This is a genomic window from Streptomyces sp. NPDC051218 (genome assembly GCF_044455475.1).
GTDB lineage: Bacteria > Actinomycetota > Actinomycetes > Streptomycetales > Streptomycetaceae > Streptomyces.
On record NZ_JBITEU010000006.1, the window covers coordinates 164,108 to 189,482 of the forward strand.

General features: G+C 70.8%; 25 protein-coding genes and 2 tRNA genes. 7 read left to right on the forward strand and 20 right to left on the reverse strand.

The annotated features are described in order from the left end of the window. Positions 1 to 142: 142 nt before the first annotated feature. The 11 genes from yajC to pgsA all read right to left on the reverse strand — a co-directional run bounded on the left by yajC (position 143) and on the right by pgsA (position 9,192). The gene (gene yajC, locus ACIBCK_RS19440; protein WP_367039972.1) at positions 143 to 610 is read right to left on the reverse strand and encodes a preprotein translocase subunit YajC; all 468 of its coding nucleotides are present in this window, start codon (positions 608 to 610) and stop codon (positions 143 to 145) included. A 164-nt stretch (positions 611 to 774) separates the two neighbouring features. Continuing rightward, positions 775 to 1,857 (reverse strand): Holliday junction branch migration DNA helicase RuvB, encoded by a 1,083-nt coding sequence (ruvB, locus tag ACIBCK_RS19445; RefSeq protein WP_399391769.1) that lies wholly within the window; start codon positions 1,855 to 1,857, stop codon positions 775 to 777. A gap of 47 nt (positions 1,858 to 1,904) precedes the next feature. Beyond that, positions 1,905 to 2,513 carry a Holliday junction branch migration protein RuvA gene (gene ruvA, locus ACIBCK_RS19450; RefSeq protein ID WP_399391771.1) on the reverse strand — a complete coding sequence of 203 codons (609 nt, stop codon included), beginning with the start codon at positions 2,511 to 2,513 and terminating at the stop codon, positions 1,905 to 1,907. Beyond that, positions 2,510 to 3,103 carry a crossover junction endodeoxyribonuclease RuvC gene (gene ruvC, locus ACIBCK_RS19455; RefSeq protein WP_399391773.1) on the reverse strand — a complete coding sequence of 198 codons (594 nt, stop codon included), beginning with the start codon at positions 3,101 to 3,103 and terminating at the stop codon, positions 2,510 to 2,512. Before ruvC ends, ruvA begins: the two co-directional genes overlap by 4 nt. Before the next feature lie 134 nt (positions 3,104 to 3,237). Further along, the gene (locus tag ACIBCK_RS19460; RefSeq protein WP_371530267.1) at positions 3,238 to 3,996 is read right to left on the reverse strand and encodes a YebC/PmpR family DNA-binding transcriptional regulator; all 759 of its coding nucleotides are present in this window, start codon (positions 3,994 to 3,996) and stop codon (positions 3,238 to 3,240) included. Positions 3,997 to 4,044: 48 nt separating this feature from the next. Continuing rightward, complete coding sequence (gene pdxT / locus ACIBCK_RS19465) at positions 4,045 to 4,650, reverse strand: pyridoxal 5'-phosphate synthase glutaminase subunit PdxT (protein ID WP_399391775.1); 606 nt, start codon at positions 4,648 to 4,650, stop codon at positions 4,045 to 4,047. A gap of 12 nt (positions 4,651 to 4,662) precedes the next feature. Next, positions 4,663 to 5,577 carry a pyridoxal 5'-phosphate synthase lyase subunit PdxS gene (gene pdxS, locus ACIBCK_RS19470; protein ID WP_160503800.1) on the reverse strand — a complete coding sequence of 305 codons (915 nt, stop codon included), beginning with the start codon at positions 5,575 to 5,577 and terminating at the stop codon, positions 4,663 to 4,665. A gap of 180 nt (positions 5,578 to 5,757) precedes the next feature. After that, on the reverse strand, positions 5,758 to 6,303 hold the full coding sequence (locus ACIBCK_RS19475) for a hypothetical protein (RefSeq protein WP_399391777.1): 546 nt from the start codon (positions 6,301 to 6,303) through the stop codon (positions 5,758 to 5,760). Between the two features lie 125 nt (positions 6,304 to 6,428). Next, the gene (locus ACIBCK_RS19480) at positions 6,429 to 7,589 is read right to left on the reverse strand and encodes a glycosyltransferase family 4 protein (RefSeq protein ID WP_399391779.1); all 1,161 of its coding nucleotides are present in this window, start codon (positions 7,587 to 7,589) and stop codon (positions 6,429 to 6,431) included. Further along, the gene (locus tag ACIBCK_RS19485) at positions 7,586 to 8,524 is read right to left on the reverse strand and encodes a phosphatidylinositol mannoside acyltransferase (protein ID WP_399391781.1); all 939 of its coding nucleotides are present in this window, start codon (positions 8,522 to 8,524) and stop codon (positions 7,586 to 7,588) included. Before ACIBCK_RS19485 ends, ACIBCK_RS19480 begins: the two co-directional genes overlap by 4 nt. After that, positions 8,521 to 9,192, reverse strand: coding sequence for a phosphatidylinositol phosphate synthase (pgsA, locus tag ACIBCK_RS19490; protein ID WP_367039990.1), 672 nt, complete (start codon positions 9,190 to 9,192; stop codon positions 8,521 to 8,523). Before pgsA ends, ACIBCK_RS19485 begins: the two co-directional genes overlap by 4 nt. 258 nt (positions 9,193 to 9,450) lie before the next feature. On the opposite strand from pgsA, the gene ACIBCK_RS19495 reads away from it, so the two are divergent. Further along, positions 9,451 to 11,658 carry an elongation factor G-like protein EF-G2 gene (locus tag ACIBCK_RS19495; protein ID WP_399391783.1) on the forward strand — a complete coding sequence of 736 codons (2,208 nt, stop codon included), beginning with the start codon at positions 9,451 to 9,453 and terminating at the stop codon, positions 11,656 to 11,658. A gap of 132 nt (positions 11,659 to 11,790) precedes the next feature. Beyond that, positions 11,791 to 13,458: a hypothetical protein gene (locus ACIBCK_RS19500; protein WP_399391785.1), complete on the forward strand. Its 1,668-nt coding sequence runs from the start codon at positions 11,791 to 11,793 to the stop codon at positions 13,456 to 13,458. Positions 13,459 to 13,464: 6 nt separating this feature from the next. On the opposite strand, the gene ACIBCK_RS19505 is transcribed toward ACIBCK_RS19500, so the two are convergent. Further along, on the reverse strand, positions 13,465 to 14,028 hold the full coding sequence (locus tag ACIBCK_RS19505; RefSeq protein ID WP_399391787.1) for an HIT family protein: 564 nt from the start codon (positions 14,026 to 14,028) through the stop codon (positions 13,465 to 13,467). Between the two features lie 67 nt (positions 14,029 to 14,095). Between ACIBCK_RS19505 and ACIBCK_RS19510 the strand changes: the two genes are divergently transcribed. Continuing rightward, entirely contained in the window at positions 14,096 to 14,755 is a 660-nt protein-coding gene (locus ACIBCK_RS19510; RefSeq protein ID WP_399391789.1) for a potassium channel family protein, read from the forward strand. Between the two features lie 27 nt (positions 14,756 to 14,782). On the opposite strand, the gene thrS is transcribed toward ACIBCK_RS19510, so the two are convergent. The 3 genes from thrS to ACIBCK_RS19525 form a co-directional block, all read right to left on the reverse strand. Further along, entirely contained in the window at positions 14,783 to 16,759 is a 1,977-nt protein-coding gene (gene thrS, locus ACIBCK_RS19515; RefSeq protein ID WP_399391791.1) for a threonine--tRNA ligase, read from the reverse strand. 131 nt (positions 16,760 to 16,890) lie between these two features. Further along, positions 16,891 to 18,132 carry a hypothetical protein gene (locus tag ACIBCK_RS19520; protein ID WP_399392290.1) on the reverse strand — a complete coding sequence of 414 codons (1,242 nt, stop codon included), beginning with the start codon at positions 18,130 to 18,132 and terminating at the stop codon, positions 16,891 to 16,893. Then, on the reverse strand, positions 18,129 to 18,695 hold the full coding sequence (locus tag ACIBCK_RS19525) for a DUF4365 domain-containing protein (RefSeq protein WP_399391793.1): 567 nt from the start codon (positions 18,693 to 18,695) through the stop codon (positions 18,129 to 18,131). The genes ACIBCK_RS19520 and ACIBCK_RS19525 overlap by 4 nt, the downstream gene beginning before the upstream one ends. Before the next feature lie 168 nt (positions 18,696 to 18,863). Here ACIBCK_RS19525 and ACIBCK_RS19530 point away from each other — a divergent pair, with 168 nt between their 5' ends. Next, positions 18,864 to 19,589, forward strand: coding sequence for a 3'-5' exonuclease (locus ACIBCK_RS19530; RefSeq protein ID WP_399391794.1), 726 nt, complete (start codon positions 18,864 to 18,866; stop codon positions 19,587 to 19,589). 88 nt (positions 19,590 to 19,677) lie between these two features. On the opposite strand, the gene ACIBCK_RS19535 is transcribed toward ACIBCK_RS19530, so the two are convergent. Both ACIBCK_RS19535 and ACIBCK_RS19540 read right to left on the reverse strand, forming a co-directional pair. Then, positions 19,678 to 19,749, reverse strand: a tRNA-Val gene (locus tag ACIBCK_RS19535). A gap of 62 nt (positions 19,750 to 19,811) precedes the next feature. After that, entirely contained in the window at positions 19,812 to 20,258 is a 447-nt protein-coding gene (locus ACIBCK_RS19540; protein ID WP_399391796.1) for an SRPBCC family protein, read from the reverse strand. A gap of 92 nt (positions 20,259 to 20,350) precedes the next feature. Here ACIBCK_RS19540 and ACIBCK_RS19545 point away from each other — a divergent pair, with 92 nt between their 5' ends. Then, positions 20,351 to 22,885 carry an SCO7613 C-terminal domain-containing membrane protein gene (locus tag ACIBCK_RS19545; protein ID WP_399391798.1) on the forward strand — a complete coding sequence of 845 codons (2,535 nt, stop codon included), beginning with the start codon at positions 20,351 to 20,353 and terminating at the stop codon, positions 22,883 to 22,885. Between the two features lie 125 nt (positions 22,886 to 23,010). On the opposite strand, the gene ACIBCK_RS19550 is transcribed toward ACIBCK_RS19545, so the two are convergent. Both ACIBCK_RS19550 and ACIBCK_RS19555 read right to left on the reverse strand, forming a co-directional pair. Beyond that, positions 23,011 to 23,082 (reverse strand) — tRNA-Val (locus ACIBCK_RS19550). A 66-nt stretch (positions 23,083 to 23,148) separates the two neighbouring features. Then, positions 23,149 to 23,580: a TIGR02611 family protein gene (locus ACIBCK_RS19555; RefSeq protein WP_399391800.1), complete on the reverse strand. Its 432-nt coding sequence runs from the start codon at positions 23,578 to 23,580 to the stop codon at positions 23,149 to 23,151. A 191-nt stretch (positions 23,581 to 23,771) separates the two neighbouring features. Here ACIBCK_RS19555 and ACIBCK_RS19560 point away from each other — a divergent pair, with 191 nt between their 5' ends. Next, positions 23,772 to 24,185, forward strand: coding sequence for an SsgA family sporulation/cell division regulator (locus tag ACIBCK_RS19560; RefSeq protein WP_003959770.1), 414 nt, complete (start codon positions 23,772 to 23,774; stop codon positions 24,183 to 24,185). A gap of 228 nt (positions 24,186 to 24,413) precedes the next feature. Continuing rightward, the gene (locus ACIBCK_RS19565; protein ID WP_399391802.1) at positions 24,414 to 24,995 is read left to right on the forward strand and encodes a CGNR zinc finger domain-containing protein; all 582 of its coding nucleotides are present in this window, start codon (positions 24,414 to 24,416) and stop codon (positions 24,993 to 24,995) included. Positions 24,996 to 25,029: 34 nt separating this feature from the next. Here the strand turns inward: ACIBCK_RS19565 and ACIBCK_RS19570 are convergent, their stop codons facing one another. Next, complete coding sequence (locus ACIBCK_RS19570; RefSeq protein WP_399391804.1) at positions 25,030 to 25,200, reverse strand: hypothetical protein; 171 nt, start codon at positions 25,198 to 25,200, stop codon at positions 25,030 to 25,032. Positions 25,201 to 25,375: the final 175 nt, after the last annotated feature.

Consider the following 25,375-nt stretch of genomic DNA (forward strand, 5'->3'; position numbering starts at 1 on the left):
GGCGTCCGGTGATCTGCCCCGCACGGAGCAGGGAGTTCCCAGGTCGGGCGGCCATGAAATGGTGTCGAGACCCGTCACGAAACCCACGCACTGCGGGGGCCGTGGCAGCGCGAGCGGCGCGCCCCACGGGCCCCGGTGGTGGCTACTTCGTGTCGGACTCGCCGTCGGTCTTCTTCGGCTCGGCGTCATCGGCCTTGGGGGCGCTGTCCGCGTCCTTCTTGCCGAGGTCGATGGGCGAGTCGTCGGAAGCGTCGGCGGCGGGCTCGTCGGTCTCGGTCAGGGAGGAGGCGTCGTCCGGGACGACGGGGTCGTCAGACTTCACGGCACTCGTGCCGTGGATGATGCGGTTGTACTCGTCGTCCTCGAGGACGGCGCCCACGGAGTTCTTCGCGTAGAACGCGTGCACGCCGGGAGCCACCTCAAGGAGGACGGCGTCGTCGTGAACCTCCTTGACGGTGGCGTACATGCCCCCGATCGTGCGGATGCCGGTGCCGGGCTGCATCTCATTGCGCATCTGCGCCGCCGCCTGCTGCTTCTTCTTGGCGGAGCGCGTCATCAGGAACATGGCCCCGATGAGCACGATGAAGGGGAGGAGGGTCACGATATTCACGGGACGGAGTTTCCTTCGCATGACCGCGCAGATGAGCGGCCTGATGGACGGGGGTGGGCACGCCGCCCACAAGGGCGGCATCGGCGGAGTCTAAGCGAGTCCGCACCTAACGAACAACGCTCAGCATGGCACCGCAGTTCCTGACCGGGCGAGTACGCGCGCCGTCACGCCCCGAACAGGTCCCCTTGTCCGATTCCGCCCGCCTGCCGCGGCGGAACAAGGCCGAGATGTGCCCAAGCGGCGGGCGTCCCGACCCGGCCCCGGGGGGTCCGCGCGAGCAGTCCCTCCCGCACCAGGAAGGGCTCGGCGACCTCCTCGACCGTCTCGCGCTCCTCCCCCACGGCGACGGCGAGCGTCGAAAGGCCGACGGGTCCGCCGCCGAAGAGCTTGAGCAGGGCCTCCAGGACCGCGCGGTCGAGGCGGTCGAGGCCCCGTCCGTCGACCTCGTAGACCTTGAGGGCGGCGCCCGCGATGTCCCTGTTGATCGTGCCGTCGGCCTTGACCTGCGCGTAGTCCCGCACGCGGCGCAGCAGACGGTTGGCGATACGGGGTGTGCCGCGCGAGCGCCCGGCGATCTCGGCGGCGCCCGCCGGGTCGATCTCCACGTCGAGGAGCTGCGCGGAGCGGTGGATCACGCGCTCCAGCTCGGCGGGTTCGTAGAACTCCATGTGCGCGGTGAAGCCGAAGCGGTCGCGCAGCGGCGGCGGCAGCAGGCCCGCCCTGGTGGTGGCGCCGACCAGGGTGAAGGGCGGCAGCTCCAGCGGGATGGCGGTGGCGCCGGGGCCCTTGCCGACGATGACGTCGACGCGGAAGTCCTCCATCGCCATGTAGAGCATCTCTTCGGCGGGCCGCGACATCCGGTGGATCTCGTCGAGGAAGAGCACCTCTCCCTCCTGGAGGGAGGAGAGGATCGCGGCGAGATCTCCCGCGTGCTGGATGGCGGGGCCGCTGGTGATGCGGATCGGGGCGCCCATCTCGGCCGCGATGATCATCGACAGGGTGGTCTTGCCGAGGCCGGGGGCGCCGGAGAGCAGCACGTGGTCGGCGGTGGCGCCCCGCGCGCGGGCGGCGCGCAGGACGAGGTCGAGCTGCTCGCGGACCTTCTCCTGGCCGATGAACTCACCCAGGTCCTTGGGGCGAAGGGCGGCCTCGACCGCCTGGTCCTCGCCGTCGGCCGACGCACCGACGAGCCGCTCGGCCGCCCCCGCGGGGGCGGTCGTGTCGTCGGTCGTCTCGTCCCAGTTCATGAGCTCGCCTCGCGATGTGGTTCTGGTGGTGAAGGGGCCGGCACGTGCTAGCGGGTGCGGTTCAGCGTCTGCAGCGCGGCCTTGAGGAGCTGGCCCACCTGCGGCTTCTCGGACGCCTCGGCCTGCGGGGTGACGGCGGCGACGGCTTCGTCGGCCTCCCGCGTCGCGTACCCGAGGCCGATGAGCGCCGCGTGCAGCTGGTCGCTCCAGCCGGAGGTGACAGGGGTGCCGATCGCGGGGCCACCCGTGCCGATGGGCTCGCCGAGGCGGTCCTTGTACTCCAGGAGCAGCTTCTGGGCGCCCTTCTTGCCGATGCCTGGGACCGCGGTGAGCGCCTTCTCGTCTCCGGAGGCGACCGCGCGGCGCAGGGCGTCCGGGCTGTGCACGGCGAGCATGGCCTGGGCGAGGCGCGGCCCGACGCCGCTCGCGGTCTGCAGGAGCTCGAAGGTCTGGCGCTCGTCGTCGTCCGCGAAGCCGTACAGGGTCAGGGAGTCCTCGCGGACGACCAGGGAGGTGGCGAGCTTGGTCTGCTGGCCGATCCGCAGGGTGGAGAGGGTGTTCGGCGCGCACTGGATGGCCATGCCGATGCCACCGACCTCGACCACCGCGGAATCGGGTGCGAGGGCGGCGACGGGGCCGCTGACGAAGGCGATCATGCGGTACGGCCTTTCTGTGCTGTGGGGGCTTTCGGGGTTCTCGGGGTTCTCGACGCGTGCAGGGCGGCCGCCTGCTGGAGGCGGTTCTGGGCCACGGCCTGCTGGAGGCGGTTCTTGGCGGGGGCGCGCCAGATGTGGCAGATGGCGAGGGCGAGGGCGTCCGCTGCGTCGGCGGGCTTGGGGGGTGCGTCGAGCCGCAGGAGGCGGGTGACCATCGCCCCGATTTGTGCCTTGTCCGCGCGGCCGTTGCCGGTGACGGCGGCCTTGACCTCGCTGGGCGTGTGCAGGGCGACGGGGATGCCGCGGCGGGACGCGCAGAGCATGGCGACGGCGCTGGCCTGGGCGGTGCCCATCACCGTACGGACGTTGTGCTGGCTGAACACGCGCTCCACGGCGAGGACTTCGGGGTCGTGCTCGTCGAGCCACTGCTCGATGCCGCGCTCGATGGCGACAAGACGGTGGCCGAGCTCAGCGTCGGCGGGCGTACGGACGACGCCGACTCCGCGCATGGTCAGCGGGCGTCCGGCGACTCCGTCGACGACCCCCACACCGCACCGGGTGAGGCCGGGGTCCACCCCCAGTACGCGCATGCGCGCCCCCTCCCCTCGTCGCGGCGACGATCTTTGACTGCGAGCCAGGCTATCCGCTGCCACTGACAACAGCGGCGGGCCGGTGGACGTGTGTCCCACCCGGCCCGCCGAAAACCGCTCAGCTCGTGGCAGCGTTACGCGTCGACCTTCTCCATGACCTCGTCGCTCACGTCGAAGTTGGCGAAGACGTTCTGCACGTCGTCGCTGTCCTCCAGCGCGTCGATGAGCTTGAAGATCTTCCGCGCGCCGTCCTCGTCCAGCTCGACCTGCATGGTCGGGACGAAGTTGGCGTCGGCCGAGTCGTACTCGATGCCGGCCTCCTGGAGCGCGGTGCGGACCGCGACCATGTCGGTGGCCTCGGAGAGGACCTCGAAGGACTCGCCCAGGTCGTTGACCTCTTCAGCGCCCGCGTCCAGGACCGCGCCCAGGACGTCGTCCTCGGAGAGACCCGCCTCGCCCTTGGGGACGATGACGACGCCCTTGCGGTTGAAGAGGTACGAGACGGAGCCCGGGTCGGCCATCGAGCCGCCGTTGCGGGTCATCGCGACGCGTACGTCCGATGCCGCGCGGTTGCGGTTGTCGGTGAGGCACTCGATGAGCACCGCGACGCCGTTCGGGCCGTAACCCTCGTACATGATCGTCTCGTAGTCGGCGCCGCCGGCTTCGAGACCGGCGCCGCGCTTGACCGCGGAGTCGATGTTCTTGTTCGGGACCGAGCTCTTCTTGGCCTTCTGGATGGCGTCGAAGAGGGTCGGGTTGCCGGACACGTCGGCGCCGCCCGTACGGGCCGCGACCTCGATGTTCTTGATCATCTTCGCGAAGAGCTTGCCGCGCTTGGCGTCAATCACGGCCTTCTTGTGCTTCGTCGTAGCCCATTTAGAGTGGCCGGACATCTGCCTGTCTCCTTCGCGTTACCCAACTGTACGAACGCAGAGATCCTACTAGGATCCCGCCGCCGCGTGCCCCCGCACCATCCCGACGAACAGCTCGTGCACGCGATGGTCGCCCGTCAGCTCGGGGTGGAACGACGTGGCGAGCGCGTTGCCCTGACGCACGGCGACGATGTGCCCCTCGTGCTCGGCGAGCACCTCGACGCGCGCGCCGACCGACTCGACCCAGGGGGCGCGGATGAAGACACCCTCCACCGGGTCTCCGTCAATGCCGGCGATGTCGACGGCCGCCTCGAAGGACTCGTTCTGCCGCCCGAAGGCGTTGCGGCGCACGATCATGTCGATGCCGCCGAAGGTCTCCTGCTCCGAGCGCGGATCCAGGATCTTGTCGGCGAGCATGATCATGCCCGCGCAGCTGCCGTAGACCGGCATGCCGTCGCGCACACGCGCGCGAAGGGGCTCCATCAGTCCGAAGAGTGCGGCCAGTTTGGAGATGGTGGTGGACTCCCCGCCCGGGATGACCAGGCCGTCCACCTCGGCGAGCTCTTCGGGGCGCCGGACCGGCCTGGCCACGGCGTCCGCCGAGGCCAGGGCGATCAAGTGCTCCCGTACGTCGCCCTGGAGAGCCAGGACGCCGACCACAGGGGTGTCAGTCATCTACGTAGTGCCTTACCAGCCACGGTTCGCGTAGCGCTCGGCCTCGGGGAGGGTGTCGCAGTTGATGCCGACCATGGCCTCGCCGAGGTTGCGGGACGCGTCCGCGATGATCTTGGGGTCGTCGTAGAAAGTGGTGGCCTTCACGATGGCGGCGGCGCGCGCGGCCGGGTCGCCCGACTTGAAGATGCCGGAGCCGACGAAGACGCCCTCGGCACCGAGCTGACGCATCAGGGCGGCGTCGGCGGGGGTGGCGACGCCACCGGCCGAGAAGAGGACCACCGGCAGCTTGCCCAGCTCGGAGACCTCCTTGACCAGCTCGTACGGGGCGCGCAGGTCCTTGGCGGCGGCGTACAGCTCGTTGTTGTCGAAGCCGCGCAGCTTGGCGATCTCGTTCTTGATCTGGCGCAGGTGACGCACGGCCTCGACGACGTTGCCGGTGCCGGCCTCGCCCTTGGAGCGGATCATGGCCGCGCCCTCGGCGATGCGGCGCAGGGCCTCGCCCAGGTTGGTGGCGCCACAGACGAACGGGGTCGTGAAGGCGAACTTGTCGCTGTGGTTGACCTCGTCGGCCGGGGTCAGGACCTCGGACTCGTCGATGTAGTCGACGCCGAGGGACTGCAGGACCTGGGCCTCGACGAAGTGGCCGATGCGGGACTTGGCCATGACCGGGATGGAGACGGCCTCGATGATCTCTTCGATCATGTTCGGGTCGGACATCCGGGCGACGCCGCCGTCCTTGCGGATGTCGGCGGGGACCCGCTCCAGCGCCATGACGGCGACCGCGCCCGCGTCCTCGGCTATCTTCGCCTGCTCGGCGTTGACGACGTCCATGATGACGCCGCCCTTGAGCTGCTCGGCCATGCCGCGCTTGACGCGCGCGGTGCCGGTCTCGGGCGACTGGTTGCTGCTGGGGAGGGTGCTGGACACGGAGTTGACCTCGCTCGCTGAAGACGGGTTACTGCGTCTAAGAGGAAACTCCCGGCCACCAGTCCACAGCAAGGGCCAATGGCTGACCGGTGGCTCATTTTTCCCGGACGCTCCTGGTCAGGGGCGTGCCTGCTCCTGGTCAGGGACGTGCCCGCTCCTGGTCAGGGGCGTGCCGGGCGTCTACGAAGTCGCGCGGTCGGCCAGCGCGACCGGCGGCTCGTCGTCCATCTCGAAGGCCATGGGGAAGGGCGCGTGCCCCGCGAGGCGGAACCAGCGCACCGTGCGGTGCCTGCGCAGGGCGCGGGCCGCGCGTACGGCGTCGTTGTGAAAACGCCTGGCCATCGGCACCCTACGGACGGCCGCCGCCAGTTCGGTCGCCGCCTCGTCGCCGCCGGGAGCCTCGCGCACCGCGTCGACCTGCTCCTGCTCGCCGAAGATCGCACGCAGCGCCTGGCTCAGCTCGCTCTCGGCGACCTCGCGGTGCTCCTCCTCCGCCTGCCGGGCCGCGTGCGCCGCTTCGTAGAGCACGATGGAGGCCGCCGGGTCGAGCACTCCGGAGGTGGCAAGCTCCTGGGCGACCGAGGCGCGGCGGAGCAGCTGGGCGTCGAGTGCGGCGCGGGCCGCGTCGATGCGGGCGTGCAGCCGGTCGAGCCGGCCCGCGGTCCAGCTCAGGTAGAGGCCGATCGCGAAGAGGGCTACCGCGATCCAGATCAGTGTCGAGGTCACCGGCCCGAGGCTAGTCGAGCCGGCCCGCCCGCATGACCGCCGGGCCCACAGGACCGCGCCGGGCAGCCCCAAGGGCGGTCAGGGCGGTTCCGCGGGCAGTCAGGGCAGTCCCGCAGCCGGTCAGGTCAGTCCCGCGCGAGCCCGAACCGCGCCCGCAGGCCGGAGCGTTCGTCGGCGTCCACCGCGGCAGCCCCGTCCGCCACCGTCTCGTACACCGAGAGGATGTCGGCGCCCACCGTCGACCAGTCGAAGCGGCGCACGTGCTTGCTGCCGCGCTCGCGCAGCTCCTCGCGGCGCTCGGGATCGCCGAGGAGCCGCAGGGCGGCGGCGGCCAGCGAGTCCGCGTCCTCGTTCGTGAACAGGTCGCCCGCCGCGCCTTGGTCGAGGACCTGCGCGAAGGCGTCCAGATCGCTTGCGAGCACGGGTGCGCCCGCCGACAGCGCCTCGACCAGGATGATCCCGAAGCTCTCGCCGCCGGTGTTGGGAGCCACGTACACGTCGACGCTGGCCAGCAGCCGTGCCTTGTCCTCGTCGCTGACCATGCCGAGGAACTCCACGCGCTCCCGCATCTCGACGGGCAGCGAGGAGACGGCCTCGTGTTCGTCGCCGCGGCCCGCGACGAGCAGCCGGGTGTCGGGGCGCTCGGCGAGGATCTTCGGCAGCGCCTTCATCAGCACCGGGAGGCCCTTGCGCGGCTCGTCGATGCGGCCGATGAAGCCGATCGTCCCGCCCTGCCATTCGGCCTTGGGCTCGACCTTGGCGAAGAAGTCGACGTCCACACCGTTCGGGATGACGACCGCGTCGCCGCCCAGGTGCTCGACGAGCGTGCGGCGCGCGTACTCGCTCACCGCGATGCGCGCGCTGATCTTCTCCAGGGCTGGCTGCAGGATCGGATAGGCCGCGATCATGGCCCGCGAGCGCGGGTTGGACGTGTGGAACGTCGCGACGATCGGGCCCTGCGCCGCCCAGCACGTGAGCAGCCCGAGCGACGGCGAGGTCGGCTCGTGGATGTGGATGACGTCGAACGTGCCGTCGTGCAGCCAGCGCCGCACTCGCGCGGCCGACAGGAACCCGAAGTTGAGCCGGGCCACCGAGCCGTTGTACGGCACGGGAACGGCGCGGCCCGCCGAGACGACGTACGGCGGAAGGGGGGTCTCGTCGTCCGCCGGAGCGAGGACGGACACCTCGTGCCCGAGGCGGATCAGATGCTCCGCCAGGTCGCGGATGTGGAACTGGACGCCGCCCGGCACGTCCCACGAGTAGGGGCAGACGATGCCGATCCTCACGGGGTGGTCCCCTCGCCGGGCCGCACGGAGTCGTCGGCGGTCCCCTTCGCGGGGTCGAGATCAGCGAGCCACAAGCGCTGCAGCATGTGCCAGTCCTCCGGATGGTCGGCGATACCCGTGGCGAAGGCGTCTGCCAGCGCCTGCGTCATGACAGACGTCTTCTCCGCGCGGGTGCCTGTCTCGGGAACGTCGATGGGCGCGTGGATGCGGCCCTTCATGACCGGTGAGTCGTCGTACCAGAGGGTCACCGGCAGCAGTACCGCGCCTGTCTGCTGGGCGAGCATCGCGGGCCCCCCGGGCATCCGCGCGGTGTCCCCGAAGAACTTCACCTCGACGCCGGACGCGGACAGGTCCCGGTCCGCGACCAGGCAGATCAGGCCGCCCGCGCGCAGGCGCCGCGCCAGCGTGCCGAAGGCGGAGCCCCCGGTGTGCGGCAGGACCTCCATGCCGAGGCTCTCGCGGTAGGCCACGAACCGGTCGTACAAAGTCTCGGGCTTGAGCCGCTCGGCGACCGTCGTGAACGGCGTGTCCAGCTTGGTGGTGACCCACGCGCCCGCCAAGTCCCAGTTGCCGAGGTGCGGAAGCGCGACGATGACGCCCTTGCCTGCGTCGAGGCCTTCGGTGAGGTGGTGGACGCCCTTGACGTCCACGCCTTCCTTGATGCGCTCCCGGCTCCACGACGGCAGCCGGAACGACTCCATCCAGTAACGCAGGTACGAGCGCATGCCCGCCTTGGACAGCTCGCGCAGCCGCTCCGGGCTCGCGTCGGGCACCACGCGCGCGTAGTTGGCCTCAAGACGCAGGACGCCCTTGCCGCATCGCTTCCACACGGCGTCGGCGATGGTCCGGCCGAGGCGCACGGCCACCGGCTCGGGGAGCTTCTTGACCGAACTCCAGGCCACTCCGTAGAGCGCGTCGGTCAGCCGGTCCTTCACGACGTGGCCTCACTGCCCTGGGCCGGGGCCGCCGTGGCCGCGTCCGCCTCCGCGGACTCCCTGCGCACGGTCACCACGCGCTGGACCAGCGTGACGAGGCTGCCGACGGCGACGATCCACAGGGCGATCGGCAGCAGTACGTCGATGCCGGGGACCCCGAACTTGTGCAGTCCCGCGAGGCCCGCGGCGACCAGCGAGATCACCAGGCGCTCGGCGCGCTCCACCAGGCCGTTGACCGCGACGGGCAGGCCGATCGCCTCGCCGCGCGCCTTCGTGTACGAGACCACCTGGCCGCTGGCCAGGCAGAAGATGGAGACGGCGCACAGGACGTTGTTGTCGCCGGAGCCCGCGTACCAGAGCGCGAGGCCACCGAAGATCGCGCTGTCGGCGACCCGGTCGAGCGTGGAGTCCAGGAAGGCGCCCCAGCGGCTGGAGCGTCCCAGCTGCCGCGCCATGTTCCCGTCGACGAGGTCGGAGAACACGAAGAGCGTGATGACGATCGTGCCCCAGAAGAACTCTCCGCGGGGGAAGAAGACCAGCGCGCCTGCCATCACACCGGCCGTGCCGATGAACGTGACCGCGTCGGGGCTCACGCCGCGACGGATGAGAAACGCGGCGAACGGTGTGAGAACACGCGTGAAGAATGCACGCGCGTACTTGTTCAGCATGGCCTTCCCGAGGGGTCGGTGAGCCGTGCGGCCCTGTTGGCCACCGGCGGGCCCATCGTAGTCACGCCCTTGACCGACCGGCTCGCCCCCTCACGATCGCGTACGACGTATGGACGCACAGTGACCGGAGTGGAAAGCTCGAAAGCACCGCGGGCGTCGCCGGAGCCGACCCGCACGCGGCCCCGCGTGTCCGCGAGCAGCCAGCATCCCCGAGGGGGCTGTGCCTCCTCACCGTGCACGTGACCGGGAGGCCAAGGCATGGGCGACAAGGCGAACGCACACCCCGGAGCCGCCGGCAGGGCTACAGCGGCCGACCACCCCGCCTCCGTACGGAATGTGGTGCTGGTCGGCCACAGCGGATCGGGCAAGACGACTCTGGTGGAGGCCCTCGCGCTGACCGCGGGGGCGGTGAACCGGGCGGGCCGCGTGGAGGACGGAACCGCCGTCTCCGACTACGACGACATCGAGCACCGGCAACAGCGCTCCGTACAGCTGTCCCTCGTCCCCGTCGAATGGGGCGGTTACAAGATCAATCTCCTGGACACCCCCGGGTACGCCGATTTCGTCGGCGAGTTGAGGGCCGGTCTGCGCGCCGCGGACGCGGCCCTTTTCGTCGTCTCGGCGGCCGAGGGCGTCGAAGGCATCACCGGCGCGACCCGCATGGTGTGGGAGGAGTGCGCGGCGGTCGGCATGCCGCGGGCCATCGTGATCACGCACCTGGAGTCGGCCCGCGCGGACTTCGCCGCGATGACCCGCACCTGCGCGGACGCGTTCGGCGCCGACGACCCCGACGCGGTGCTTCCGCTCTATCTGCCGCTGCACGGCGCCGAGGGCCCGGACGGGCACACTCCGGTGACCGGCCTCGTGGGGCTGCTCTCGCAGCGGATATTCGACTACGCGTCCGGCGAACGGAAGGAGTCCGAGCCGGGCGACGACCAGCTCCCGCTCATCGAGGACGCCCGCAACGAACTGATCGAGGGGATCATCGCCGAGAGCGAGGACGAGTCCCTCATGGACCGCTATCTCAGCGGCGAGGAGCTCGACTTCAAGACCCTGGTGGAGGATCTGGAACGGGCCGTGGCACGCGGCATCTTCCACCCCGTGCTCGCGGCGGCCCCCGCCGCCGACGGCGCCCGGCAGGGCATCGGCACGGTGGAGCTCCTGGAGCTGATCACGGGCGGCTTCCCCACCCCCCTGGAACACCCGGCGCCCGCCGTCACCACCCCCGGCGGCAAGGCGCGGCCCGCGATCTCCTGCGACCCCGCGGGACCGCTGGTCGCCGAGGTCGTGAAGACCGCGTCCGATCCCTACGTGGGGCGCGTCTCGCTCGTACGCGTCTTCTCCGGCACCCTGCGTCCCGACGAGACCGTGCATGTCTCCGGGCACGGCCTGGCCGACCGCGGCCACGAGGACCACGACGTCGACGAGCGTGTCGGCGCGCTCTCCTCCCCCTTCGGCAAGCACCAGCGTCCGCTCAGCAGTTGCATCGCCGGCGATCTGGCCTGCGTCGCCAAGCTGAACCGCGCCGAGACGGGTGACACCCTCTCCGCCAAGGACGACCCGCTCCTGATGGCGCCCTGGGACATGCCCGACCCGCTCCTGCCGCTCGCCATCCAGGCGCACAGCAAGGCGGACGAGGACAAGCTCTCCCAGGGGTTGTCCCGTCTCGTCGCCGAGGACCCGACGATGCGTCTGGAGCAGAACCAGAACACCCACCAGGTGGTGCTGTGGTGCTTGGGCGAGGCGCACGCCGATGTGGCCCTGGAGCGGCTGCGCAGCCGGTACGGCGTGCAGGTCGACGTCGTGCCGCACAAGGTCTCCCTTCGGGAGACGTTCGCGGGCAAGTCGGCCGGGCGGGGCCGTCATGTGAAGCAGTCCGGCGGCCACGGCCAGTACGCGATCTGCGAGATCGAGGTCGAGCCGCTGCCGGGCGGCAGCGGCATCGAGTTCGTCGACAAGGTCGTGGGCGGCGCCGTGCCCCGGCAGTTCATCCCGTCCGTCGAGAAGGGCGTGCGCGCCCAGGCCGCGAAGGGTGTGGCCGCCGGTTACCCCCTCATCGACGTACGCATCACGCTGCTCGACGGCAAGGCGCACTCGGTGGACTCATCGGACGCCGCGTTCCAGACGGCGGGCGCGCTCGCCCTGCGCGAGGCAGCGGCCGACGCGAGGATCCATCTTCTGGAGCCGGTGGCCGAGGTGCGGGTCCTGGTCGGCGACGACCACGTGGGCTCGGTGATGAGCGACTTCTCGGGGCGCCGCGGCCGGGTGGTGGGGACCGAGCAGGCGCCCGGCGGGCGCACGCTGGTGCGGGCCGAGGTGCCGGAGATCGAGATCGGGCGGTACGCCGTGGACCTCAGGTCCCTCTCGCAGGGCACTGCCCGCTTCAGCCGCGCGTACGCACGCCACGAACCGATGCCGCCACAGCTCTCCGAGAGGATGCGTGAACAGGCCCAGGGCGTCTCCTAGTTGAGGGACTCCGGCAGGGCGCACGGATGCGCCCTGCCGGATGTCGGTGCGCACCGATACGCTGATGACCTGATCAACAGGTGTGCCAGGCAGGGAAGTCGGGAAAGCCGCAGCAGCGGAGATATTGCGGCGATGGGGGCGGCAGTGGCGGACGACGTATTCGACTTCAGGCCCGGGGCCCAGGTCCCGCTGTCCGGGGCCGCGGGACAGACGGCGGCGACCCACGCCCTCGCGTCGGCCGCGTACCGCGACGACAAGGTGTCGAAGATCCTCGAAGCCAACAACGAATGGCACAAGTCCGAGGTGAAGAAAGGCCTCTGGTCGCTGTTCGCGCCCAATCTGGGTGAGGCGTTCGCGCGGGCCGTGCAGGTGCGGATGCTCGGCGGCGCCCGCAAGCCGCTCATCCAGTCCTTCGGCATGGAGCCGCAGTCGATCGTCGAGCACTGCCTCGCGGCGAACAACATCCGTAAGGAGCGCGACCGCTGGCTCACCGTCGTGATGGTGCTGTGCGGGCTGCTCTTCCTGCCGGGACTGCTCCTGTGGCTGCTGCTGTTCTCGATCAAGCTGGCCGTGGTGAAGCGGGACAACAAGCGCGCGAGCGCGATCGCGACGGCCGTCCTGGTCGCCGTGGGCGTCCTCGCCGTGATCTTCCTCATCAAGCTCCCGATCGGCGGCCTCCTCGGCTGGTACATCCGCGCGGCGGTCGTCGTCCCCGTGGCCGGCTGGTTCTGGGCCAAGCTGATCGCCGAACGCACCGCGCGGGACCTGCGCGACCGCTGGGCGAGCCTGCTCGCCGGCGGCGGCATCGGGGCCAAGATCCCCGAGGCGGTGCCGGGCAGTCCGGGCGAGACGGCCGCCGAGCAGCTCCGGCAGGGCCTTGCCCGCCTCTCGGCCGAACAGCAGAGCAACTCGGTGTTCTACGCGGGGCCCAAGGGGATACTGGGCATGGGCACGCGCTGGGGCAGCTGGCAGCTCGCCGAGGAGCTGGTCTCCGCCAAGGAGGGCACGGAGATCCACCCGTTCCGCAGCTGGGACGTCATACGGGCCGTGCACGACCAGCTGCGTCTGCTCGAACGCGGCCCGCTGCACACCGGCGGCTTCCCGACGCCGTCGATAAAGCACTGGATCGTCTCCCCCATCGGGGAGAACGCCAAGGCGGTCGCCCGCCCCGGCGGCACGGAGGTCGAGGCCTATCAGATCCGCGGACACGAGATACAGCGGATCTGCAACGAGCAGCAGTTCGGCAGCGGCAACCGCCACTATCTCGGCGTCCAGTTCACGCTCTGGGACGGCCAGTTGGTCATCACGATGCTGATCACGGTGACCGTCCTGCACGAGACCCTGCGCATCGAGGTCACCGGCCACGCGCTCGGCCCGGTCCACTCGCTGTTCACCAGCAAGCCCGACCCCAAGGTCAAGAAGGTCGCCAAGCCCATCAAGTTCTGGGAGACCACGGAGCGCAAGCTGCCGCTGGTCGGCGCCGACGAGGTCGTGCGCCTCGCGGTGCGGGCGCCCTTCACGTGGTATCCGCCGATACTGGACCACCTCGGCGGCCAGCTGGTCCTGCCCGAGCCCTTCGGCCTGCGGCACGCCTGGGCGGACAAGCCGTGGCGGCACCGCTTCATGGCCGACGACGCGCTGCGCGCGGCCACCCCGGTGCTCCGCGTCGTCCACTCGGCGGCCATCAAGGTGCTCGCGGAGAACGGCGTGGACACGGAGAAGTTCGGTACGCGTTCCGGCTTCCTCAGCGGCGCGGTCCAGGACCCGATGCCGAGGAAGGCGGACGTGTACGACGCGTGAGGCGCGTCAGCGGGCGGTGGGCCAGGCGTCGGCCAGCATCTTGCGGGTGTCCGCGAGCAGCTGCGGAAGGATCTTCGTGTGGCCGACGACCGGCATGAAGTTCGTGTCCCCGCCCCAGCGGGGCACGATGTGCTGGTGCAGATGCGCGGCGATGCCGGCGCCCGCCACCGTGCCCTGGTTCATGCCGATGTTGAAGCCGTGCGCGCCGGAAGCGGCCCGCAGCGCCGTCATGGCCTGCTTGGTCAGCTCACCGAGCTCGGCCGTCTCCGGAGCGGTCAGCTCGGTGTAGTCGGCGACGTGGCGGTAGGGCACGACCATCAAGTGGCCGCCGTTGTACGGGTAGAGGTTGAGCACCGCGTACACCTGCTCGCCGCGCGCGACGACCAGACCGTCCTCGTCGGATTTGGCCGGGATGGAGCAGAAGGGACAGCCGTCGTCGGCGCCCGGACCGCTCGGCTTGTTCTCGCCCTGGATGTACGCCATCCGGTGGGGCGTCCACAGGCGCTGGAACGCGTCCTGCGTCCCCACTCCGATCTGCTGCTCCGGCTCACTCGTCATGCTGTGCAGCATATGACTTAGCCCGATCGAAGCGTGTCGGCGGGGCGCCCGCCGCCTCCTCGGCCGCGAAGCTGGGCCGATGACCGATGAAGGCCGTCAGGCCCGCTGGGAGAACCGCACGGAGGCACCGCTCGCCGTGGCCTCGCTGCTCTACCTGACCTCGTACGCAGTCCTGGTCCTGGCCGCCCCCGGGCCGCCAAGGGCCTGGCGCGACCTCTGCCTGGCGGTCCTCTTCGCCGCCTGGGCCGCGTTCGCCGTCGACTACGCGGTGCGGTGGCGGCTGAGCGGGCAGGGCGCGCGCTTCGTACGCACCCACTGGCTGGACACCCTGGTCCTCGTCCTGCCCCTGCTGCGGCCGCTGCGCGTCGTACACGTCTACGAGGCCGTCCAGCGCAGGCACGGCAGGCCGCGTCTGGCGCTGCACGCGCGCGTGGTCACGTACGCCGGTCTTTCGGCGCTGCTCATCGGCTTCACCGGGGCGCTGGCCGTCTACCAGCACGAGCACACGGCTCCGGGGGCGACGATCCGTACCTTCGGGGACTCGGTGTGGTGGACGTCGGCCACGCTCGCGACCGTGGGATACGGCGATGTGACGCCCGTGACGCCGCTGGGGCGCGTGATCGCGGTGGGCCTGATGCTCTGCGGTCTGGCGCTGCTCGGCGCGGTGACGGGGTCGTTCTCGTCGTGGCTGCTGCAGGTGTTCGCGCGGGAGGACGACAAGAGGCCCCCGGGACGCTGAACGTCCCGGGGGCCTCTCAGTCCCAGGTCACACCTGTACGCGGCTCTCCACCACGTCCATGAGCTTGGCGAGCGCCTGGTCGCGCGGGATGCCGTTCTCCTGCGAGCCGTCGCGGTAGCGGAAGGAGATCGTGCCCGCGTTCATGTCGTCGTCACCGACGATGATCATGAACGGGACCTTCAGCTTCTGCTGCGTCCTGATCTTCTTCTGCATGCGGTCCGACGAGGCGTCCACCTCGACCCGCAGGCCCTTCTTCTTGGCCTCGGCCGCGAACTCCTGGAGGTAGGGGATGTGCGCGTCCCCGACCGGGATGCCGACCGCCTGCACGGGGGCGAGCCACGGCGGCATCGCACCCGCGTAGTGCTCCAGAAGCACCGCGAAGAACCGCTCGATCGACCCGAAGAGCGCACGGTGGATCATCACCGGGCGCTGCTTGGAGCCGTCCGGCGAGGTGTACTCCAGGTTGAAGCGCTCCGGCAGGTTGAAGTCGAGCTGCACGGTCGACATCTGCCAGGTGCGGCCGATGGCGTCCTTGCACTGCACGGAGATCTTCGGGCCGTAGAACGCGGCGCCGCCCGGGTCCGGGACCAGCGGCAGGCCCTGCTTCTCGGCGACCTTACGCAGCGTCTCGGTAGCCTCTTCCCAGACCTCGTCCGAGCCGACGAACTTCTCCGGGTCCTTGGTGGAGAGCTCCAGGTAGAAGTCGGTCAGGCCGTAGTCACGCAGGAGGTTCAGGACGAAGGTGAGCGTCGTGTCGAGCTCGTCCGCCATCTGCTCCTTGGTGCAGTAGATGTGCGCGTCGTCCTGGGTGAAGCCGCGGGCACGGGTCAGACCGTGCACGACACCCGACTTCTCGTAGCGGTACACCGTGCCGAACTCGAAGAGGCGCAGCGGCAGTTCACGGTAGGAACGCCCGCGCGCATCGAAGATCAGGTTGTGCATCGGGCAGTTCATGGGCTTGAGGTAGTAGTCCACGCCCTCGTCGAGCTGCATGGGCGGGTACATGCCGTCGGCGTACCAGTCCAGGTGGCCCGAGGTCTCGAAGAGCTTCCCCTTCGTGGCGTGCGGGGTGTAGACGAACTCGTACCCCTCCTCCTCGTGCCTGCGGCGCGAGTAGTCCTCCATGACCCGGCGGATGATGCCGCCCTTGGGGTGGAAGACCGCGAGGCCCGAGCCGATCTGCTCCGGGATGGAGAACAGGTCCAGCTCACTGCCGAGCTTGCGGTGGTCGCGCTTCTCGGCCTCGGCGAGGAACTCCAGGTGGGCCTTGAGCTCGTCCTTGGTGGGCCATGCGGTGCCGTAGATGCGCTGGAGCATCGGGTTCTTCTCGCTGCCGCGCCAGTACGCGGCGGCGTTGCGCATCAGCTTGAACGCCGGGATGTTGCGGGTGGTGGGCAGGTGGGGACCGCGGCAGAGGTCCTTCCAGCACAGGTCGCCGGTCTTCGGGTCGAGGTTGTCGTAGATGGTCAGCTCGCCGCCGCCCACCTCGACGTCCGCGCCGTCGTCGCTGGACGCGGAGCCCTTGATGCCGATGAGCTCCAGCTTGTACGGCTCGTCGGCGAGCTCCTCGCGGGCGGCCTCATCGGTGACGACGCGGCGCGAGAAGCGCTGGCCGCGCTTCTGGATCTCCTGCATCTTCTTCTCGATGGCCTTGAGGTCCTCGGGAGTGAACGGCTTCTCGACGTCGAAGTCGTAGTAGAAACCGTGTCGCACCGGCGGGCCGATGCCGAGCTTGGCGTCCGGGAAGAGCTCCTGCACGGCCTGCGCCATGACGTGCGCGGTGGAGTGGCGCAGGATGTTCAGGCCGTCCTCGGAGGAGATCTCGACCGGCTCGACCTCCTCGCCGTCCTGGACGGCGTACGCGAGGTCCTTCAGCTCGCCGGCCACGCGGGCGGCGACGATGGTGCGCTCTCCGGGGAAGAGTTCGGCGGCCGTAGTGCCCGTCGTCACCACGCGCTCTTCCCGCTCGGAATCGCGTTGGATGATCACACGGACGTCTGACACCGGTCTTCTCCTACCTGAAGGGGGTCGCGGCAGATCTGCTCCTGCGCGCGATACGAATCGTACCGAGCCGGGGGCGCCCATCGCGAAACGGTTATCCCCGGGGCCTCGGCCGCCCCCGCCTCAGACGCTCCCTAGTCCCCGCTGCACGCCTCCTCGAAGAAGTCGAGGTTCTCCTGCAGCGACTTCATCAGACGGTCCTTCTCACCCTCGTCCACCTGCACCGGCACCACCCCGGACGCCCCGGTGAGCCGCCGGAACCCGCCCCGGCTCTCCAGACGCCCGTGCACCCGGATCGGCAGCCCGACCAGGTGGGCATGGCCCGCTATGCGGTACGACTCCTCATCGAGGGTCATACGTACGTGGGGAACGTCCGCGCCCGCTAGCACCCGGACCCGCACGGTGCCCTCGCCCCGCGGCCCCGACCGCCGCATCCGCACCACGGCCCCCGTGATCCGCACCGGCATCGCGGGCTCGTCCCGCAGGTAGCGCGCGCTCGCCTCCCTCAGCACCGTCAGGTCACCGGGCGAGAACTCGACGGGCTCGGCATCGACGGCGCACCCCTCGGGCACCCCGGCGGCCGGCGCCCATCCCACGGCGACGCGTGCCCCTTCCGTGCCCCGCACCAGCGCCACGACGGCCTCCGTCAGCTCATGGCTGACGCCCGCCTCGACGGCGCCGTCGAAGGCGTCCATGCCTCCGGTGGCGCGCTGGTAGTCGACGGCCTCGCGGACCGCGTACAGCGCCTGGTGCAGCCGCACGGCGAGGAGCCGCCCGGTCAGGACGGGCACGAACGCGGTGAGCTGCCGTCCGCCGGGAGCGGGCGCGACCAGGACGCTCTCCAGGGACGCGGCGGCGGGGCCACGGTGCCGCGCGCCGTAGTACCCGGCACGGCCACGCGCGGCGAGCGCCCCGGCGAGCAGCATCTGCCGTGCGGCCGCCCGCAGTTGTTCCTCCGCCGTCCAGGTCGCGGCGCCCGCGGGCCCCGCCGGGACATCGCGCCACCAGCGGATCTCGTCGCTGGGCACGGTGAGTCCGACGAGTACGTCACGCGCGGACGGGGACGCGCTGCGGGACAGGGCGGTGAGCGCCTCGCCGAGCAGGTCCTCGCAGTCGGGGAAGGCCCTGCTCTCCGGCACGAGCAGGCTCGTGCCGCCCCCGCCCGGTCCCGGCGGGGTCCAGCGGGAGTAGCGCCCCGCCGCTCCCCCGCGCCGCCGCCAGCCGTGCCGGTCGAGCAGCGCGCCGAGCACGGCGGGGTCGACCTGCGAGGGCTCGGGGGGACCCAGCGGGGCCGTCGGTCCCGGCCAGCTGCCCGTGGTGTCGACGGGGTGCGGGCGAACGGGGCGTAGCGGCTCTTCGATCGGGCGGTGCATCAGGGTCTCCCTCCCGTGCCGACCCGCGTCATGATCTCGCAGAGGGCTCTGTCGTCGAAGATCCGCGAGGTCGGGACGCGCACGGTCGTCCTGCGCCGGCCGGTCACCTGGTGTCCGGCGAGGTTGGTCCAGTAGCAGCAGTGCCGCAGGTCGAGCCGGTCATGGCTCGCGCGCAGCCAGTCGTCCTGCGACCGCGGCACGAGCATCACGACCAGGATCTTGTGCACCGAGACCGGGGTGCGGGCGAGCTTCTCCAGGTGCGGGTTGTCGAGCGTGAAGGAGAAGGCCGGCCCCGGGGGGTTCGGCGGTATCTGGTACGTGCACTTGAGCTGCACCTTGATGGTGACTTCGTCGTCGACCGTGTGCCCGGGGGCGCTGTGGCTGACGTGCCAGTCGATGCCGTTGTCCGGAAAGGGCTGCGAGAGCGAACACCCCGCCGCGGCGGCGACGGCGTGCAGATAGCCCACCTGAAGGGTCTCCATACAGGCGGTGGTGGCGAGTGTGCCGCGCGGCGGTGCGATCCGCTCGGGCAGCAGCCCACCCTGTTCGGGCTGCGCGAGCGCCATGTCCAACGTGCCTTCCGAACCAGTGAATCCCCGCTTCGGGCCGGTCAACTTCCAAGCCCTGTACCTCTGTTGTCTCCGGGCCGCGTACAGCGCAAACGGCCCGGGTATCACCGGGGTGGGCAGGGGAGGAAAGCCATCTGCCGGACATGATCGAGGAGTTGCGTCACTATGACGTGCTGGTACGAGGGGCCCTTGGCCGCATTCGACACGGAGACCACGGGCGTCGACGTCGAGACCGACCGCATTGTGTCGGCCGCCGTCGTCGTCCAGCAAGGCGCGGGCACCCGCCCGCGCATCACTCGCTGGCTGGTGAACCCGGGCGTTCCGGTGCCCGAGTCCGCCACCGCGGTGCACGGCCTGACGGAGGAACATCTGCAGCACAACGGTCGCTGGCCCGCGCCGGTGATGGAGGAGATAGCGAGGGAGCTGGCGGAACAGGGCGCGGCGGGCCGCCCGATCGTCGTCATGAACGCTCCCTTCGACCTGACGATCCTGGACCGGGAGTTGCGCAGGCACCGCGCCTCGTCGCTCGGCCGGTACATGGCGGGCTCGTCGCTGTGCGTCCTCGACCCGCGGGTCCTGGACAAGCAGCTCGACCGCTACCGCAAGGGGCGCCGCACACTGACCGATCTGTGCGCGCACTACGCGGTGGAGCTCGACGAGGCGCACGACGCGGCGGCCGACGCGCAGGCCGCACTGGATGTCGTACGGGCCGTGGGGCAGCGTTTCGCCTCGCGGCTCGAACGGCTCTCGGCGGCCGAGCTGCACGCGCTGCAGGCGGTCTGGCACGCGGCGCAGGCGCGTGGCCTGCAGGCCTGGTTCGCGCGCAGCGGTACGCCGGAAGCGGTGGATCCGGCGTGGCCGCTGCGTCCCGAACTGCCCGCGGCTGCGTGACATCTACGGGTCGCGACCGGCCCGAGGGCAGGAAGTCGCGTGGCATGAAAAAAGCCGGTCCGTCGGTGACGGACCGGCATTCTCCGGGTGGGCGATACTGGGTTCGAACCAGTGACCTCTTCGGTGTGAACGAAGCGCTCTCCCACTGAGCTAATCGCCCGGGAACGGACTGAACCATACAGGTCCTCGCGGGTTTCCTTCAAACCGCTTCCGCGAAAGCCCTCACCCGCCTCCGAGGTGCGCCTTCAGGCCTCGCTCGCCCGCGCGCATCATCAGCCTGTGGTTGAGCAGGAAGACGGGTCTGCCGGGGACGGCGAGGCGTCGCATCAGCGGTTTGCGCACCACCACTTCCTGTTCGTAGAGCGCCCGCGTCCCGCCCGGTGCCGCCGTGACGGTCCAGCGCGCCCAGCCTTCGAGATCACCGGTCATCGTGATCTCCAGGACGCCGGCCGCCGGGTCGCGGCGCCGTTCCTCGCCGGTGATGAACAGGTCGTACGGCAGCAGGGATCGGAAGCGTGCCGTGCCGGTGCGTTCGTCGCGGGGTATCACCTCCCGTACCTGAGGCCACCATGCCGGGTAGTCCTCGGCGCGTTCGAGGGCGGCGTACACGTCGGCGGGCGGCGCGGGCAGCTTCCAGATGCTGCGGAAGCGGAAGTGGCTCCAGTCCATGGACCGAGTCTGCCCGCAAGGAGCCGACTTGAGTACGTACTGAGTATCCGCACCGATGCCCGCCGCAGTGTCCTGGACCACACTCCACGGACATGACGAACATTCCGCCCCCGGCCGAGGAACTCCGCGTCCTCGACCTGGAGCTGCGCCGACTCGACACGCGCAGGACGCAGTTGCTGCAACGCCGCGCCTGGCTGATCGGTGCCCTGCAGACGCCCGCCGCACCGGGTCCCGCGCGGCCGGTGCGTGCCCCCGAGGCCACACCGCCGAACGTGCAGAACGCGCTCCTGACGCTCGGCGGCATCCTCCTGACCGTCGCGGCGATCGCCTTCACGCTGGTGAGCTGGGGTCACCTGGGCATCGGCTGGCGCGGGGCACTCCTCGCGGTCGTGACGCTGACCGCGCTCGGGGTGCCCGCGCCGCTGCTGCGCCGGAAGCTGCGCTCGACGGCGGAGACGGTGGCCGCGCTCGGCCTCGCCCTGACCGTCCTCGACGCGTACGCCGTCCATGCCGTCGCCCTGCCACGAGCCGACGCCCTCGGCTACACGGCGGCCGCGTCCGCCGTGCTCGCCGCGCTGTGGACGGCGTACGGCCTGTCGTTCCGCGAACTGCGGCTGCCGTTGCCGCTGGCCGTCGTGACCGCTCAACTCCCCCTGCTCCTCTGGGCGCACGCCGCGGACGCCGGAACCCACGGGACGGCGGCGGCGCTACTGGTGACGGCGGCGCTCGACGTCGCGGTCGCCCTCCGGGTGAGGCATCCGGGCGTGCGTGCCGTCGCGGCCGCGGGTGCCTGCGCCACCGGCCTGTGGGGGGCGGTGGCCGCCGGCTACCTCTCCTGGTCGGCCACGGACCTGCCGGACGCGGCGCGTGCGGGCGCGCTCCTGATCCTTGCCGCGGCGATCGCGCTGGTGGCGGCGTGGCTGATCACGGAGCCCCGGCAGGCGACGGGTGCGGCGTTCGCTGGCGGCCTGCTGCTGGTGGCCGCGACCGGCGGCGTGCTGCGCGAAGCACTGCCCTCCGCCTGGACGGTTCCCGGCTACCTGGCGTGCGCCGTCGCGCTGTCGGCGGTGGTCCGCACCGCCCTGCCGCGCCCGGTCCTGCGCGGAGTCCTCGGTGCGGCGCTCCCGGTGTACGCGCTCGCGACCCTGTGGGCCCTTCCCGCCTTCGTCACCGCGCTGCTCGGGCCCACGAGTTGGGTAGGGAAGGCGTGGTCGGGCACCCCGGCGGACACGGGCGACGCAGTAGCCCTGGCCGGACTGTCCGTACAGCACCCCGCCATCGCCGCGCTCGCGCTTGCCGTAGTCGCCGGAGCCACGTTCGCGGCAACCCTGCTCCCCCTTCCAACCACCGCCCTCCCGGCAAACACCCCAGACCCCCGCCCCACGACAGCCCCACCCGTCGCCCCGGGCACCACCACAGCCCCGAACTCAGAGCCCACCTCAGGTCCGGGCCGGCGCCCCGGTACGCCCCCAGGCCCAGCCCCCGCGCCAGAACCCAGCACCAGCAGCCTCGACCCCGCCGATGCCGCCCGCTCCGGCGCTCTGGCCCTCACCTGGGCCGCCCTTCTCATCCTCCCGTCCGCCCTTCACCTCCCTTACGCAGTCGGGGTGTCGGTGTACGTCACGCTGACCGCCGCCCTGCTCGCCGTCGCGTCACGCGCCCGCTCGAAGGCGACCGCCTTCACCTCGATCAGCCTCTCGGTCATCTCCTCGGTGAGCGCCGCGCTCCTGGCCCTGGCCACCGCGTCGGCCACGCTGGGCACTCTCGGCGCCCTGGCGGCGCTCTTCCTCGCGGCGACCGCGCTCGTCGCAAGCGGCCCGGCAGCCATCGCCGCGTGTGCCACGGTCGCGTACGCCGCCGCGCTCGTCGGTGCCACAGGTACGGCCTGGGACCTGCGCACGGACCACATCGGGCTGCTCATGCTCGCCGTACCCGCGATCGGCGCCCTCGCGGCGGCCAGGCTCGGCCGGCAGCCGCTGGCAGCGCCGGTCGAGATCTCCGGGGCGGTCGCCGGCGGGCTGGCGGTCGCCCTCACCGCGGGGCACGCGACGACCCTCGCCCTGGCCCTCGCGCTCGGCGGCCTCATCGCCGCGGGCACGGCACTGCGCACGGACCGCCGCCCCGTCGGGTACGCGGCCGGGGTGCTGTTCCTCCTGGCGAGCTGGGCACGTCTGGCCGCCTGGGAGGTCGAAACCCCCGAGGCCTACACCCTGCCGGTCACCGTCCCGGCACTCCTGATCGGCGCCCTGCGGCGCCACCGCGTCCCCGAGACGTCCTCCTGGACGGCGTACGGACCCGGCCTCGCCGCGACCCTCCTGCCGAGCCTCGTCGCCGCCTGGAGCGACCCGCACTGGCAGCGTCCACTCCTCCTCGGCATCGCGGCCCTGCTGATCACCCTGGCGGGCGCCCGGCACCGGCTGCAGGCGCCCCTGGTGCTCGGCGGCACGGCCCTTGCCCTGGACGCGCTGCACGAACTGGCGCCCTACATCGTCCAAGTGGTGGACACCCTGCCGCGTTGGCTGCCCCCGGCACTCGCCGGGCTCCTGCTCCTCGCGATCGGCGCGACGTACGAACAGCGGCTGCGCGACGCACGCCGGGTCCGTGACGTTCTCGGCAGAATGCACTGACTCCGCTTTTCCCGAACGGCAGTCGGCTGAGCCGACGGAGTATCAAATTCCTTACGCCGCGCGGGAAAGCGAGCGAATACGACTGCGGCCCGGAGGCTAAAAGCCTCCGGGCCGCAGTTCCGGGGTGGGCGATACTGGGTTCGAACCAGTGACCTCTTCGGTGTGAACGAAGCGCTCTCCCACTGAGCTAATCGCCCCGGGCGCACGGAGAACATTACCGCATGTCAGCGGGTGCATCCGACCGCCGTGGAGTCACCCGAAGGTCACTCCTTGATCTTCCATGGCATCTCGAGGCCGAACTTCCAGACGTAGACCGCGACGAGCACGGCGATGATCACCAGACCGACGGTCGTCAGGATGATGTTCCTGCGGCGCACCTTGGGGTCGAGCGCACGCTGCGCCGCCTCGGTGACCTTCCGCTTCGTCCAGCGAAGCACCAGCTGGGCCCAGACGAACTCGGTCGCCCAGATCGCCATTCCGCCGAAGATCACCAGCCAGCCCGGTCCGGGCAGCGGCAGCATCACGATGCCCGCGGCAACCACCGCGAGGCCGACGATGAACACGCCGACCTGCCAGCTGAGGTGCAGCGCCTTGCGGGCCTGGATGAACTCCGGCGCACGCGATCCGAGCGGCTGTTCGCCCTTCGTGCCGGTGATTGTTTCAGCAACCCCCGGCTCGTTACTCCCCGTATTCATACGGCCAAACCCTACCGGACGGAAACCCGTCACTGGAATGGCTCTACCCCTCGAACGAACAACCCGCCGTACGAGCTACCTAAAGACACCCAAAACCCTCAGAGGGGTTTACAACGGCACCGTAGGTGGCATGTCGATTTCGCCGACGTGCGAATCCCCGAGCGCACACTGAGCGAAAGGCCCTGGCGCTTATGAACACCACGGTCAGCTGCGAGCTGCACCTGCGCCTCGTTGTGTCGAGCGAGTCCTCACTGCCTGTACCCGCAGGACTGCGGTATGACACGGCCGATCCCTATGCCGTGCACGCCACCTTCCACACCGGAGCCGAGGAAACCGTCGAGTGGGTGTTCGCCCGCGACCTCCTCGCCGAGGGCCTGCACCGGCCCACCGGTACCGGCGACGTCCGAGTCTGGCCGTCCCGGAGCCACGGTCAGGGCGTCGTCTGCATCGCCCTGAGCTCCCCCGAGGGTGAGGCTCTGCTCGAGGCCCCGGCGCGGGCCCTGGAATCGTTCCTGAAGCGAACGGACGCGGCCGTGCCGCCCGGCACGGAACACCGCCACTTCGATCTGGATACGGAGCTCTCGCACATCCTGGCCGAAAGTTAGCTCCAGGCCGCGCGAGAGCGCCCGGCGCCGTCCGACTCGGGGCGACGGCTCGGGCAAGACAACCGCACAGAGCAGACGTACCGGCGCCGTCGCCGCGGATTCCCGCGGGGACGGCGCCGGTGCGCCGTGTCGTGAAGCCGCTAGCATCGGCCAGCATCAGCGGGCACCTCTCCCCCAGCTCTCCATGAGCCGGGCGGGACCCCACTACCCCAGGCCAGGGAGCAAATCGTGCTGATCACCCACGACACCCGGTGCGCACTCGACGCCGTGGTCGATCTGGTGAACACCGCGCCGGACGACGAGAACGCAGCGAGCGCGGCGGGCACCGAGACGGAGGGGCTCCCGGATCTGGCGGCCCTGAGCGCGTTCGTACGAAGCCATGACATAAGTGACGTCGGCGTACTCACGGAGCGTGACCTGGCCGGCGTCCGGCACATCCGCGGCCGCTTCCAGGAGGTCTTCGCGGCGCCCGAGCCCCAGGCCGCGGCGGCGGTGATCAACGAACTGATCGCGGCGGCGGGCACGACGCCCCGCCTCACGGACCACGACGGCTACGACTGGCACGTGCACTACTTCGCGCCCGGCGCCTCCATCGCCGACCACCTCGCGGCGGACTGCGGGATGGCGCTGGCGTTCTTCGTCGTCGCCGGCGAGCAGGAGCGCCTGCGGCGCTGCGAGGCCCCGGACTGCCGGCACGCCTTCGTCGATCTCTCCCGCAACCGCTCGCGCCGCTACTGCGACAGCCGCACCTGCGGCAACCGGCTGCACGTCGCCGCCTACCGGGCCAGGCGCAAGGAAGCGGCGGGCTGAGAGCCCTTGGCCGCGGCCCCCTGAGCCCCGGGCTCTAGAGCCCGAGCAGATCGTGCAAGGTCCCCATCAGGATCAGAATGCCGATCACCGCCAGGAAGATCATCAGGGGTGGCTGGGAGAGCGCGAACAGACAGCCCTTGGGCTCTTCGGTCGCGGCTCGGCCATCGGTCGGCGGGGCGGCATCGCCCTGTGCGGTGTCCAGCATCTCGCGGCGATGATGACGCAGTCCCGGGGGTACCGATGACCAACACGCCCGGAAAGCGCGGGAGTTCGCCGCATCCCGTGACCTGCGGGAATCCGTCGTGCCGCATATTCCGACCACGGCCCACCAGCAGCGCACCTCGGCACGCCGGGCAGCTCCTTCGACCACACGAACGAGG

Excerpts from the sequence above, each read along its gene's own strand:
- ruvB (WP_399391769.1), bottom strand. The coding sequence starts at position 1,857 with ATGAACTGGGACGAGACGACCGACGACACGACCGCCCCCGCGGGGGCG.
- ruvA (WP_399391771.1), bottom strand. The coding sequence starts at position 2,513 with ATGATCGCCTTCGTCAGCGGCCCCGTCGCCGCCCTCGCACCCGATTCC.
- ruvC (WP_399391773.1), bottom strand. The coding sequence starts at position 3,103 with ATGCGCGTACTGGGGGTGGACCCCGGCCTCACCCGGTGCGGTGTGGGG.
- ACIBCK_RS19460 (WP_371530267.1), bottom strand. The coding sequence starts at position 3,996 with ATGTCCGGCCACTCTAAATGGGCTACGACGAAGCACAAGAAGGCCGTG.
- pdxT (WP_399391775.1), bottom strand. The coding sequence starts at position 4,650 with ATGACTGACACCCCTGTGGTCGGCGTCCTGGCTCTCCAGGGCGACGTA.
- pgsA (WP_367039990.1), bottom strand. The coding sequence starts at position 9,192 with ATGCTGAACAAGTACGCGCGTGCATTCTTCACGCGTGTTCTCACACCG.
- ACIBCK_RS19495 (WP_399391783.1), top strand. The coding sequence starts at position 9,451 with ATGGGCGACAAGGCGAACGCACACCCCGGAGCCGCCGGCAGGGCTACA.
- ACIBCK_RS19500 (WP_399391785.1), top strand. The coding sequence starts at position 11,791 with ATGGGGGCGGCAGTGGCGGACGACGTATTCGACTTCAGGCCCGGGGCC.
- ACIBCK_RS19505 (WP_399391787.1), bottom strand. The coding sequence starts at position 14,028 with ATGCTGCACAGCATGACGAGTGAGCCGGAGCAGCAGATCGGAGTGGGG.
- ACIBCK_RS19510 (WP_399391789.1), top strand. The coding sequence starts at position 14,096 with ATGACCGATGAAGGCCGTCAGGCCCGCTGGGAGAACCGCACGGAGGCA.
- ACIBCK_RS19525 (WP_399391793.1), bottom strand. The coding sequence starts at position 18,695 with ATGGCGCTCGCGCAGCCCGAACAGGGTGGGCTGCTGCCCGAGCGGATC.
- ACIBCK_RS19530 (WP_399391794.1), top strand. The coding sequence starts at position 18,864 with ATGACGTGCTGGTACGAGGGGCCCTTGGCCGCATTCGACACGGAGACC.
- ACIBCK_RS19540 (WP_399391796.1), bottom strand. The coding sequence starts at position 20,258 with ATGGACTGGAGCCACTTCCGCTTCCGCAGCATCTGGAAGCTGCCCGCG.
- ACIBCK_RS19545 (WP_399391798.1), top strand. The coding sequence starts at position 20,351 with ATGACGAACATTCCGCCCCCGGCCGAGGAACTCCGCGTCCTCGACCTG.
- ACIBCK_RS19555 (WP_399391800.1), bottom strand. The coding sequence starts at position 23,580 with ATGAATACGGGGAGTAACGAGCCGGGGGTTGCTGAAACAATCACCGGC.
- ACIBCK_RS19560 (WP_003959770.1), top strand. The coding sequence starts at position 23,772 with ATGAACACCACGGTCAGCTGCGAGCTGCACCTGCGCCTCGTTGTGTCG.
- ACIBCK_RS19570 (WP_399391804.1), bottom strand. The coding sequence starts at position 25,200 with ATGCTGGACACCGCACAGGGCGATGCCGCCCCGCCGACCGATGGCCGA.